Raw genomic sequence first — 12,044 nt, forward strand, 5'->3', positions numbered from 1 at the left:
CTTGTGCGCAAAATGACGAGAAAGAGTGACGCGACGTGCCAGAGACCTGGACCCCGGAAAGCTGGAAGGCCCACGAAGCCCGCCACCTGCCGCATTACGAGGATGCCGCGGAGCTTGCGGAGGCGGAGAAGACCCTCTCCTCCTATCCCCCGCTGGTCTTCGCTGGCGAGGCCCGGGCGCTGAAGGCCGATCTGGCCTCGGTTGCCAGCGGCCACGGCTTCCTCCTTCAGGGCGGGGACTGCGCGGAAAGCTTTGCCGAGTTCCACCCCAACAACATCCGCGACACCTTCCGCGTGCTGCTCCAGATGGCGGTCGTCATGACCTTCGCCAGCAAGCGCCCGGTGGTGAAGGTGGGGCGCATGGCGGGCCAATTCGCCAAGCCGCGCTCCTCGCCGACCGAGACGATCGATGGCGTGACCCTGCCGAGCTATCTCGGCGACAACATCAACGGGATCGAGTTCGACCCCGCCAGCCGCCGCAACGATCCGGCTCGAATGGTCAAGGCCTATTCGCAGGCAGCCGCCACCTTGAACCTGCTGCGCGCCTTCGCCGGTGGGGGCTATGCCAACCTCAGGCAGGTCCACCAGTGGACGCTCGATTTCATGGGCCGCACGCCCTGGACCGAGAAATTCGCCGAGATGGCCGACCGGATCGGCGAGGCGCTCGATTTCATGGAGGCCTGCGGGGTCGATCCCGGCACCGTGCCACAGCTCAAGGGTACCAGCTTCTACACTAGCCACGAGGCGCTGCTGCTCCCCTACGAACAGGCCATGACCCGGCAGGATTCGCTGACCGGCGACTGGTATGCGACCAGCGCGCACATGCTGTGGATCGGCGACCGGACCCGCTTTCCCGGCAGCGCACACATCGAATTCGCGCGCGGGATCGGCAACCCGCTCGGCATGAAGTGCGGGCCCAGCCTCGAACCGGACGCGCTGCTGCGGCTGCTCGACGATCTCAATCCGGGACGCGAAGCCGGGCGGATCACGCTCATCAGCCGCTTCGGCCACGACAAGGTGGAGGAGGGGCTGCCCAAGCTCGTGCGCGCGGTTGAGCGCGAAGGTCACCCGGTGGTGTGGTCCTGCGATCCGATGCACGGCAACGTCGTCAAGTCCGACTCGGGCTTCAAGACCCGTCCCTTCGACCGCATCCTTCGGGAAGTGAAAGGCTTCTTCGCCGTCCACCGCGCCGAAGGCTCGCACCCCGGCGGTATCCATATCGAGATGACGGGCCAGGACGTGACCGAATGCGTCGGCGGGGCGGTCGCGATCACCGAGGAACGCCTCGGCGACCGCTATCACACCCATTGCGATCCGCGCCTCAACGCCGAACAATCGCTGGAACTCGCCTTCCTCGTCGCCGAAATGCTCAACGATGCCGCAGGCGGCGCACGCGAAGCCGAGGTCAGCGCACACGCCGCCTGACGCCGGGCAAAAGCTGATCGACGTGATGATTTGCCGATATCTTGTGAGGTATCGAGCGGCTTTCCTGCGGAATCGCAGCGGGGCATGATGGCCACGTCCGACGGCAACGCAAAAGGGGGGAGAGCCAGGTGCAGCGCAGCGATCCGATCACGGGAAAGGCAGGCCTCGGGGCAGCGGTGCTCGCGGAGCGGTTCGGCAGCACCCGCGCGCTGACCGAGGCGCTGGCCCTGCCGCTCAGCGATGCCGATGCAAGCCTTCAGTCGATGGAGGACGCAAGCCCCGCCAAGTGGCACCTTGCGCACACCACATGGTTCTGGGAGACCTTCCTGCTGCGCGAGCACGCGCCGGGATACCGCCTGCACGACGAGCGCTGGCCCTTCCTGTTCAATTCCTATTACGAGGCCGAGGGCGCACGCATCGCGCGGACCGCGCGCGGCCTGCTGTCGCGCCCGACCCTCGCCGAGGTGCTCGAATGGCGCGCCGCTGTCACCGCGGCGATGGAGCCATTGCTTGGGGACCCGGCGCTCGCCCCGCTGATCGCGCTCGGCATCGCGCACGAGGAGCAGCACATCGAGCTGCTGCTCACCGACATCAAGCACGCGCTGTTTCAGAACCCGCTCGGCCCGGCGATGTGGCAGGGTCCCCCCTCCCGCTCGCCGGAGGGGCTAGGGGTGGGCAGGGCGAGCCCGCTCGGCTGGCACGATCACCCCGGCGGGATCGCCCGCGTCGGGCACCAGTCGGACGGCTTTGCCTTTGACAACGAGGGCCCCGCGCACCGCGTGCTGCTCGAGCCCTTCGCGCTTGCCGATCGGCTCGTCACGAACGCCGAGTGGGAGGCCTTCATCGCCGAGGGCGGCTATCGCGATGCGCGCCTGTGGCTCTCCGACGGCTGGGCGTGGGTGCAGCGCGAGGGCGTGGCCGCCCCGCTCTACTGGGGCGCGGATGACACCCATTTCACCCATCAGGGCTGGCAGCCGCGCGACCCGCACGCGCCCGTCACCCACATTTCCTTCTTCGAGGCCGACGCCTACGCCAGCTGGGCAGGCGCGCGCCTGCCGACCGAGTTCGAATGGGAGGCGATCGCGCGCGGGCAGAACGGCGCCTCGCCCGCCCCGGCGCATGATCCGGCAGGCGGCGTGCAGCTCTCTTGCGCAGGCCCCGTCCAGCCGATCGGAGCGCCCGGCCTGTTCGGCGATTGCTGGCAGTTCACCCGCTCCGCCTACCTGCCCTATCCCGGCTTCCGTCCCGCGGAGGGAGCGGTGGGCGAATACAACGGCAAGTTCATGAGCGGCCAGGTGGTGCTGCGCGGCGCGTCCTGCGCCACGGTGCGCGGCCATTCGCGCCCCTCCTACCGCAACTTCTTCTACCCCCACCAGCGCTGGCAGTTCACCGGGCTGCGCCTTGCCAAGGATTGCTGACATGGCCGTGACCAAGAGCCTCAAGCTTGTCGACCGCGACGCCGACGGTGTCGACCTCGCCTTCCGCGCCGACGTTCTGGCGGGCCTCGCGGAAGCCCAGAAGGCGATCCCCGCGCGCTGGTTCTACGACGATGCGGGCTCGGCCCTGTTCGAGGACATCACGCAGCTTCCCGAATACTACCCGACCCGCGCGGAGACCGAGATCCTCCATTCCCGCGCGGGCGAAATCGCCGATCTGGTCGGCGAGGGCCGCGCGGTGGTGGAGTTCGGCTCGGGCTCCTCGGTCAAGACCCCGCTGCTGCTTTCCGCGATCCGTCCAAGTGCCTACGTCCCGCTCGATATCGCGGGCGATTTCCTGCGCGCCTCCTCGGCGGCGCTCGCGGCCAAGTTCCCGGGGCTGCCGGTCCACCCGGTCGAGGCCGATTTCATGCGCCGCGTCGAGCTGCCCGGCGAGGTCGCGGACCTGCCGAAGCTCGGCTTCTTCCCCGGCTCGACGATCGGCAACATGATCGCCCGGACAGCGACCGACCTGCTGCGCTCGATGCGCGCGACGCTGGGCGAGGGGTCGCTGCTGCTGATCGGCATGGACCTCGTCAAGGACGTCGATGCGCTGCTCGCCGCTTATGACGATGCCGCCGGGGTGACGGCGCGCTTCAACCTCAACCTTGCCGAGCGGATCAACCGCGAGCTCGCGGGCGACATCCCGGTGGAAAGCCTGCGCCACGAGGCGCGCTGGAACGACACCTTCGCGCGCATCGAGATGCACCTCGTGGCGCGCGAGGACATCGCCTTCACTGTCAGCGGCACGCGCTTCGCGATGCAGAAGGGCGAGAGCATTCACACCGAGAACAGCCACAAGTTCACCCGCCGCTCGTCCCAGCTCTTGCTGGCGGCGGCCGGCTGGGAGCCGCGCGCGCGCTGGACCGACGAGGGCCGGCAGTTCTCGCTGGTGCTCGCCGAGGCCGCGCGCCCGCGTTCGGCACCTTGAAACCGGACCGCCCCTCGCGCATGGGCGGGCGATGGACGACACGGCCGACATCCTGATCATTGGCGGCGGCATCGCCGGCCTTTCCGCCGCGCGGGCCCTAGCCCCAGCCGGACACCGCATCCTCGTGCTCGACAAGGGCCGCGGCCCCGGCGGGCGCATGGCGACGCGGCGGGTCGAGGTCGGCGGGGCGACCCTGCGCTTCGATCACGGCGCGCAGTATCTCACCGCCCGCGATCCGTCCTTCCGCGCGGTGGTCGCAGCGTGGGAGCGGGATGGCGTTGCCGCGCGCTGGCCCGCAGCGGGCGCGGACACGTGGGTCGGAACGCCGGGGATGAACGCCTGCGTCAGGGCGATGGCGGACGGTCTCGACGTGCGCTGGGGTGTGCGGGCCGAGCGCCTGCGGCGCGAAGGTGCGCTGTGGCGGGTGGAGGCGGGCGAGGCGGTTTTCGCCGCGCCCACGCTGCTCGTCGCGGTGCCGGCTGAACAAGCGGCGGTGTTGCTCGCCGACGCCGCTCCCCACTTCGCGGCGCGGGCCGCCAGCATCCGTTCGGCGACGTGCTGGGCGGTGATGGCAAGCTTTGCCGAGGTCGTGCCGCTCCCCGATACCTTCCGTTCCGACACCGGCCCGGTCAGCTGGGCTGCGCGCAATTCCGCCAAGCCGGGGCGTGGGGGCCCGGAGGCCTGGGTAATCCACGCCAGTCCCGATCGCAGCCGCGCACTGATCGATCAGCCGAAGGAGGCGGTCGCGGCGGCGCTGCTCGGCGACTTCTTTGCGGCCGCCGGTATCGCCCCCGCCGCGCCGCTGCATTGCGAGGCCCACCGCTGGCTCTATGCCCTGCCCGAAGCCCGGCAGGGCGAGGGCCCGCTCTTCGACCCCGCCCTTGGCATCGGCATCGCCGGCGACTGGCTCCACAGCCCGCGTGTGGAGGGGGCGTGGCTCTCCGGCAGGGCGCTCGCGCAGGCGACCGCCTGCGCGCTCTAGGCCCCGGTGGCAGCCGCTTCCGGGAGAGCGTCCTCGATCGCGCCCACGATCAGGTCCATGTCGGCGGCAAGCTTCGCGGTCATCGCCGCGTCGTCCATCGCGTCGAAGGCGGTGACCTGCGGCATCGACAGCCCGACCCTGAGCGTCGCCCCCCAGCGCCCGTCGGGGAGCTTCACGCACTTGACCGGCTGGCCGAGCCGCACTCCCCGCGCCACCAGCGCCTTGTGGAGCCGCACCGCCGCGTCGAAATCGGGTGATCCCGGCAGGCCGCGCAGGTCGATGGTCGACAGCGTGCGCATCTCCACCGGGTGCGCATCCCCCTCTGGCCGTGCGCCCGGCTCGTAGGGGGCGAGCCGCCGCCCGCCGAGCCGCTCGACGAAGGTGGCGCGCACCGCCGCATGGAAGGCCAGCACCACCCGCTCGACCCGGGGCAGCGGGATCGCCTGGAAGCGCTCCAGTTCGAAGACGCTCGCCTCGAGCCGCATCAGCAGGCCGAGGTTCGCCTCTGCCTCGAGCGCCTGCGCGCCGGGCCATTCGCCCGGCCATTCGGCCCGCGCGAAGATCGCCGCGAAGCCGCGCGGCAGGTCGGCGGCGTTCTCGAGCGCGCCGTGCGGCACCAGCGCGAAGCCGCTGAACGGCGGGCCGCCCATGAACTTGGAGCCGGTCAGCATGACGATGCACCCGCGCGCCAGGTAGTCGTGGATCGCGCGCGAGGTGATCCGCGCCTGGCAGGCGTCGACGATGAAGCTCACCGCCTCGCCGTGCCGCGCCAGCAGCGCGTCGATGTGATCGAGGTGCGGGACGACCAGCCCGGTCTTGCTGCCGTGGAGCACGTGGACCAGCGTGTGCTTGCCCGCCGCTTGCGCCTCGGCGACGGCGCGGTCGATCGCCTCGGCCATCTCCGCCGCCCTGAAGGCGCGCCCGGCATCGTCGCGCACCGGGATGTTGTAGAGCTCGATCCGGCCCGGCAGGGTCCCGCCGATCGGCTCGCCCTTGGTCGCCGGCAGCCCGCGCGCGGTCTCGCTCGCGAAGAACTCCCCCCGGGCCGAGAACACGCACCCCGATCCGACCTCGTCCGCTCCGAGCAGCACGTTGCGGATCGGCCGCCCGCCCGCACGCCCCTTGGCATGGGCGAGGCCGACATATTCGAGATCGGTGCCCGAAGCGGCGAAGACCACCGTCGCGGGCAGGCGCACTTCGTAGGCGGCGAGGATGCGCAGGCGCAGGTCGCCGAGCGCGGCGGCGTAGGCTTCGGGCGAAAGGACGCCGCCCGGGGCAAGCTCGCCGAGGCGCTTCAGGCCCACCGCATAGGCATCGGCCGAGATGTCGTTTGCGGTCGAGGAGGCGTACGCCACGGTCGCGGCCGGCCAGGGCGAGCTCATGTATGGGTTGCGCCCGGTCGCCGGGTCGATGCGGATGCGGGCGTCGCCGCCCTGGCTGAGGACATGGCCGAGGCGGTCGGCGTGGGGGAGCGGGTCGGTCACGGGCGGGCGCATGGCAGCGGTGTTCGTGACGGTTCTCTAATCTAGATTAGGATATTGGCGCGGGCGATTGATTATCGGCGCGCACGCTCCACATGGGGCCAACCCCCTCTCCTCACCCCCGGACCCCTTCTGTGACGCAACCCATCATCCCCACGCGCATTCCCGATGAAGCGCGCCAGCGCCTCACCACGCTGTTCATCGCCAAGCACGCCCTGGGTGACGGTTCGCTGCACCCGGAGGACGGCAATCACGCGATCTACCATCACGAGGTGCGCACCATCCTCGAGGGTCTGGGCATCGGCCTCGAGGTGGCCAACAGCTACGATGCGCTGTTCGCGCGGCCCGAGGGCGTCGACTTTGTCTTCCCGCTGCTGAACCGGGGCGGCTTTCTCAATTCCGAGATGATGCTGCCGCTGCTCTGCACCCGGCTCGGCCTGCCCTATGTCGGTGCCTCGCCGATCCTGCGCGGGCTGTCGGACGACAAGCACCTTTCCAAGCTCGAGGCGCAGGCGCGCGGCGTGCCGACCGCGCCCTGGGCGATCTTCCGCCGCGGTGCGCCGGTCGATGTCGGCATCGTGCCCCCGGCCGCGCGGTGGGTGATCAAGCCCAATGCCTCCTCGGCAAGCTGGGGCGTGCAGGATGCGTGCGACGCGGCGGGGCTCGAGGCGGCGATCGCCTCGGTCCACGCCGACGGGCACGATGCGATCGTCGAGCCCTTTCTCGTTGGCAGCGATGTCGAGGTGCCGGTCATCACCATCGGCGGCAAGCCGACGATCCTGCCGATGCTCCAGTTCCTCCAGGCGGACCCTGCGCACCTCAGAACCTATTACGAGAAGCGCGATCTCGTCGACCGCGCCAACAAGTACAGCCTCGTTGCCTATGACCGGCCCGAGATGGTCGCGCGCATCGCCGCGATGACCGAGACGCTGTTCGGCATCTTCGCGCCCTTCGATTACGGCCGCTTCGAATTCCGGGTCGACGACGAGACCGGGCGGATCGACTTTCTCGAGGTCAACCTCAACTGCAACCTGTGGTCCGAAAAGGTGTTCGGCCGCGCGGCGATCCTCGCCGGGATCACCCAGGAAGAGCTGATCGAGACGATCCTTGCCGAAAGCATGAAGCGCCAGGGGCTGTTCGCATGAGCGGCGGGGTTTTGGGCGCGGCGAGTGCGCTGGTGCTGGCGGGCCGGCGCGAGGGGAGCATCGACCCCCTCGCCGCCGCGCACGGAGTGGCCGACAAGTGCCTCGTGCCCGTCCTCGGCACGCCTTGCATCGAACACGTCCTGCGCGCGCTCGAGGCCGCGCCGGAGATCGGCGATATCGTCGTCTCGATCAACGATCCGGCGATCCTCGAGGGCCTGCCCACCGCCGACCGGCTGGCGGCGGCGGGGCGGCTCAAGGCTTTCAAAGCCGAGCACAACCTCGCCGAAAGCGTGCTCGCCGCCGCCGCGCACGCGCGCTTCCCGATGCTCGTCACCACCGCCGACAACGTGCTGATGACGCCGGAAAGCATCGCACTGATGATCGCCGGCGCGGGCGATGCCGACGCGGCTGCCGCCTTCGCGCGCAAGGCCGATATCCTTGCCGCCCATCCCGAAGGCCAGCGCCGCTTCTACGAGTTCTCGGACGACGGCTATTCCAACTGCAACACCTATTGGATCGCGCGCGCCGAGGTGCTGCGGGTGGTCGAGATCTTCCGCGAGGGCGGGCAGTTCGCCAAGAACCCGGCCCGCGTGATCAACGCTTTCGGCCTCATCAACACGCTGATGTTCCGGCAGGGCTGGCTGAGCCTCAAAGGCGCGCTGGTGCGCATCTCGAAGCGGATGAAGGTGCGGCTCGTGCCGGTGGTGTTCGCCGATGGGTCCTACGCGATCGACGTCGACAACGAGCGCACCCACGCCTGTGCGAGCGAGATCATGGCGCGGCGGATGGCGATCCCCGCCTAGGGCAGCACGATCTCGAAGCCCTGCGGCATCGGGTCGAGCCCGTCGATCACCGCCTGCAAAGCTGCCTTGTCGCCGGTGACCTGAAGCCCCGCCTTTTCGAGCGCGACGACCGGCTGCTTCAGGAACAGCATCGCCAGCAGCATCGCGCGCGGCCCTTTGATGCTGGCGGCGGGGGAGGGCGGCAGCGCGCCGACCCGCCCGATCATCGCCTGCGGCGTGATCTCGATCATCGCCAGCTCCTGCCGGTCGGTCAGTTCGATGCCGATGGTGATCCCGCGCGGGCCCGGCCGTTCGGGGGCGAAACGGGTCGCGGCCGAATCCAGCAGCTCCTGTGTCGCCAGCGCGGTGATGAGCTCGTTGGGCTGGGTGGGGGTCATCAGCGTCCGGCCGCGCCTCAGGTCGCTTGCCGCGGCGAGGAACGGGTTGCGCCAGATCGCGCTTTCGGCCTGGTAGCCCTGCTGTTCGTAGCTGTCAGCGAGCAGCGCCTTGGCTGCGGCGTTGTCGGGCGCGGCGAAGACGAGGCTTTGCAGGAGGTCCGAGGACCAGCGGTAGTCGCCCGCGGCATAGGCGTTGCGCGCCAGGGCGAGCGTGCGGTCCGCGCCGCCCAGCGCCTCGACCAGCTTCTTCGCCCGCTCGACCGGCGGATGGCGATGGAGGTTCGCCGGCACCGCGTCGTACCAGCCGAGGTAGAACTGGTAGATCGCCTTGGCGTTGTGGCTGATCGTCCCATAGTAGCCGCGCGTCGACCACTCCGCGCCGTTGACGGGGGGCGGGGCGCTGTCCAGGCCTTCCGCGATCTCGTCCATGGTCTCGCCCCGGTTCATGCGCCGCACGGTCTGGTCGTGGAGCCAGCGGTACTGGTCGCGCTGGGCGGCGAGCCATGCGGTTCCGGCTGCGCGGCCGAAGATCGGCCAGCAGTGGCTCGAGATGACGGTGTCGGCCTCGGGCGCGTAGCGGGTCACCGCCTCGTCGAGGTAGTGCGCCCAGGCCCGCGCGTCGCGCACCTTGGCGCCGCGCGGGGTGAGGATGTTGTGCAGCGTGCAGGTCGCGATCTCCGCGGCGAGGAAGGTCTTCTCGGGCTTCACGAAGACGTTGAATTCGGCCGGCGCCTCGGTGCCCGAGACGATCTGGAATTCGAGCGCGACGCCGTCCACCACGCGTGTCTCGCCAGTTTTGGCGACCGTGTCGGTGGGCGGGATCAGCGAGAGCGTGCCGGAGGACAGGCCAAGGCCGATGCCGCTGCCCATCTGCCCTTTCGCCCCCGGCTGGAGCCCGGTGCCGAACTGGTAGGCCGCGCGGCGCATCATCGCGCCCCCGGCCATGACGTTCTCCGAGGTCGCCTCCTCCATGAAGCCCGCAGGCGCGATGATCGGCACTTTCCGCGTGGCCGCATCGGCCGGATCGACGACGCCCTTCGCGCCGCCGAAATGGTCGCCGTGGCTGTGCGAATAGATGAGGCCGGTCACCGGGCGCTTGCCCAGCGTCTGCTCGACCAGTTCCATCGCCGCCTTCGCGGCTTCTACGCTGGTGAGCGGGTCGATGATGATCCACCCCGTGCTCCCACGCACGATCGTCATGTTCGAGACGTCAAAGCCGCGCACCTGCCAGACGTTCTTCGTCACCTCGAACAGCCCGTGGCGCTTGAGGTGCCCGGTATGGCGCCACAGCGATGGGTTGACGGTGTCGGGCGCCGGGCCGCTGACGAAGGCATAGGCCTCGAGGTTCCAGACCGGCCTGCCGCCCGGGCCGAGAATCACCGGGTCCTTGCGCGTCGCGAGGAAGCCGCGCTGCGAATCGGCGGCATCGCGCGTCCCCTCCGGCGGGAGCGCGGCGACGACCGCTTTTTGCGCGGCGCGGGTGTTGGCGCTTGCCTCGCCCGGCGCCTGCTCCTGCGCCCGGGCGCCCGGCGCGGCGACGAGTGCGCCGGCAACGGCGAATACCAGTGCGCGCGCAGCGCACCAATCGGCCATGCTCATGTGACGTTTTCCCCCCGTGTCTCCCCAAGGCAGGATGCCCGGCAGGGCCGGCCAATGCAAGACGCCGTGCGGGCGGAGGCCGTCAGACGGATTGATGCATCCAGAAAGTCGAACGAGGCCAACAAAAGATTGAAGTTTCGCGTGCGGCGCTTCGCGCGTAATAGCCGGCCGAATCCTTGGCGAGGCGTGAGGATCGGGGCAGATGGACCACACCAGCGACAGGCCGCGCCGGCCTCCTGCGGCGCACGCCGCAGGGCCCGACTGCGCGCCCGGCCTCGCGCTGGTGGGCGGGGCCTTGCGGCTCGCAGAATGCGCCAACCGCGCGCCGGGAGCTTGGCGTGCGGCGCTCGGCGCATTGCTCGACTGGCTTGCCATCGAGCCCCGCTTCGTGCCCGCACCCCACCGACGACGGCTGGCGGGCTGGCCCGGCGCCGGTCATGGCAAGGAGAGCGATGCGCCGGTCTTCGCCCCGTGGACCGCCTGGTGCCCGACCGCTTTCCAGAACGGCGGCCTGCCGGGCCTGCCCAAGGCCGATTTCGTCGCCAGCTACGCCCTTGCGCCCACCGGCCCCGCACCCGATTCGCCCTGCGCCCTGACCGACATCCTGCTCCTTTCGCCCCATCCGATGCGCCTCACCGCCGAGCAGAGCCATGGCGACTGCCTGCCGCAGGCCGGGATCATGCGCGCCATGATCCGCGCCGCCTGCACGGAGGGTCGGACACGCATCGCGATTCTCGTGCACGCCCGTCACCGCGCGGCGATCGGGCGGCTGCGGCTGGGCGAGGACCTGCGGCTCTGCCCGGCGGGCACCACGCTCGAGATCCGCACCCTCGAGGAGGCGCTGCCTATGATGATGGCGGGCGCGGCGCGGTGGGACGCGATCATCGCCATGCCGGACCTGCGCGGCATGGTCTTCGCGGTGTTGGCCGAGACCGCCGGGGTGCAAGGCGGCTGGCCGATGCTGTGGTGGACCCGCAAGGGCGTGGTGCGGATCACGGCCGAGGCACTGGACGACAGCGCGAGCTCCGCGCCGCTGGATGCGCGGCTGGCGGTGCAGGCGCTCGCGCTTGCCCTGCGCGAGGCGGGACTTGACGACGCGGCCCGATGCCTTCACGGGGCTTGGGCGCAGGCACCCGGCTGTGTTGCCGCGAGCACCGATGCCGGGTCCATCGCGCGGCTGACCGGCGAGCCAGCTCCCGGTCAGCGCTTCGAGCCACAGTGGCGTGCGCTCGAAAACAAACAAATGTCAGTTTTCGGGAACCGGACCCCCACTCTGCGCATTGTGCCTTCAAATCTCGCTAGCTCTTAACACAAGCAGGAAGAGGTGCCCTGATGCCGAGCCGCACAATCGTTGCGAATGAACTGGCGCACGTCCTGCGACAGATTTCCCATCCCGACCGGATTCGCCTGCTGCTGAAGCTTCAGGCCGGTGAGCAGACCGTGAACGAGCTCGGCGATATCCTCCAGATTTCGCCGACCCGCGTGTCGCAGCATCTCGGCGTGCTGCGCGCCGTCGCACTGGTCGAGACGCGCAACCTGGGGCAGAAGCGCGTCTATCGCCTCGCGCAGCCGGCGCTGGCCGAATGGCTGATCGGCGGCATCGATTTCATCGCCCACCGCCTCAGCCGCGCGACCCCGGCCGACATCGCCCAGGCCAAGCGCCTGTGGGAGGCCGAAGGGGTCGATCCGCCCGCCGAAGCGGCCTGATCCGCAAACCTCTCGCCCCCGGGCGGGCCGTGTTCGCCGGCTGCGAGGCGGTTTGCTCCTCTTATCCGCCGCGTGCTCCTCATCCCGAGGGTGACAGGCCGCGTAATGTGTGGTGTCAGG

General features: G+C 70.0%; 10 protein-coding genes. 8 read left to right on the forward strand and 2 right to left on the reverse strand.

The window, feature by feature from the left end; all coding sequences use genetic code 11:
- The first annotated feature begins 35 nt into the window (after positions 1–35).
- From OPU67_RS03395 to OPU67_RS03410, 4 genes are all read left to right on the forward strand, one after another.
- Entirely contained in the window at positions 36–1,424 is a 1,389-nt protein-coding gene (locus tag OPU67_RS03395; RefSeq protein WP_267617569.1) for a class II 3-deoxy-7-phosphoheptulonate synthase, read from the forward strand.
- A 128-nt stretch (positions 1,425–1,552) separates the two neighbouring features.
- The gene (gene egtB, locus OPU67_RS03400; protein WP_420708948.1) at positions 1,553–2,842 is read left to right on the forward strand and encodes an ergothioneine biosynthesis protein EgtB; all 1,290 of its coding nucleotides are present in this window, start codon (positions 1,553–1,555) and stop codon (positions 2,840–2,842) included.
- A gap of 1 nt (position 2,843) precedes the next feature.
- Complete coding sequence (gene egtD, locus OPU67_RS03405; RefSeq protein ID WP_267617571.1) at positions 2,844–3,830, forward strand: L-histidine N(alpha)-methyltransferase; 987 nt, start codon at positions 2,844–2,846, stop codon at positions 3,828–3,830.
- 31 nt (positions 3,831–3,861) lie between these two features.
- A complete protein-coding gene (locus OPU67_RS03410) occupies positions 3,862–4,812 on the forward strand; it encodes an NAD(P)/FAD-dependent oxidoreductase (RefSeq protein WP_267617573.1) in 951 nt (316 codons plus the stop codon).
- Here the strand turns inward: OPU67_RS03410 and OPU67_RS03415 are convergent.
- Entirely contained in the window at positions 4,809–6,296 is a 1,488-nt protein-coding gene (locus OPU67_RS03415; protein ID WP_267617575.1) for a hypothetical protein, read from the reverse strand. The two genes, OPU67_RS03410 and OPU67_RS03415, sit on opposite strands and share 4 nt — an antisense overlap.
- Before the next feature lie 131 nt (positions 6,297–6,427).
- Between OPU67_RS03415 and OPU67_RS03420 the strand changes: the two genes are divergently transcribed.
- Both OPU67_RS03420 and OPU67_RS03425 read left to right on the forward strand, forming a co-directional pair.
- The gene (locus tag OPU67_RS03420; protein WP_267617577.1) at positions 6,428–7,438 is read left to right on the forward strand and encodes a D-alanine--D-alanine ligase family protein; all 1,011 of its coding nucleotides are present in this window, start codon (positions 6,428–6,430) and stop codon (positions 7,436–7,438) included.
- The gene (locus OPU67_RS03425; RefSeq protein ID WP_267617579.1) at positions 7,435–8,241 is read left to right on the forward strand and encodes a nucleotidyltransferase family protein; all 807 of its coding nucleotides are present in this window, start codon (positions 7,435–7,437) and stop codon (positions 8,239–8,241) included. The genes OPU67_RS03420 and OPU67_RS03425 overlap by 4 nt, the downstream gene beginning before the upstream one ends.
- Here OPU67_RS03425 and OPU67_RS03430 read toward each other — a convergent pair.
- The gene (locus OPU67_RS03430; RefSeq protein ID WP_267617581.1) at positions 8,238–10,217 is read right to left on the reverse strand and encodes an alkyl/aryl-sulfatase; all 1,980 of its coding nucleotides are present in this window, start codon (positions 10,215–10,217) and stop codon (positions 8,238–8,240) included. The genes OPU67_RS03425 and OPU67_RS03430 overlap by 4 nt on opposite strands.
- Before the next feature lie 202 nt (positions 10,218–10,419).
- On the opposite strand from OPU67_RS03430, the gene OPU67_RS03435 reads away from it, so the two are divergent.
- Complete coding sequence (locus tag OPU67_RS03435) at positions 10,420–11,526, forward strand: hypothetical protein (RefSeq protein ID WP_267617582.1); 1,107 nt, start codon at positions 10,420–10,422, stop codon at positions 11,524–11,526.
- Between the two features lie 23 nt (positions 11,527–11,549).
- On the forward strand, positions 11,550–11,924 hold the full coding sequence (locus OPU67_RS03440; RefSeq protein WP_267617583.1) for an ArsR/SmtB family transcription factor: 375 nt from the start codon (positions 11,550–11,552) through the stop codon (positions 11,922–11,924).
- The last annotated feature ends 120 nt before the right edge of the window (positions 11,925–12,044 follow it).

The organism is Erythrobacter sp. WG (assembly GCF_026586795.1).
Taxonomy (GTDB): Bacteria; Pseudomonadota; Alphaproteobacteria; order Sphingomonadales; family Sphingomonadaceae; genus Erythrobacter.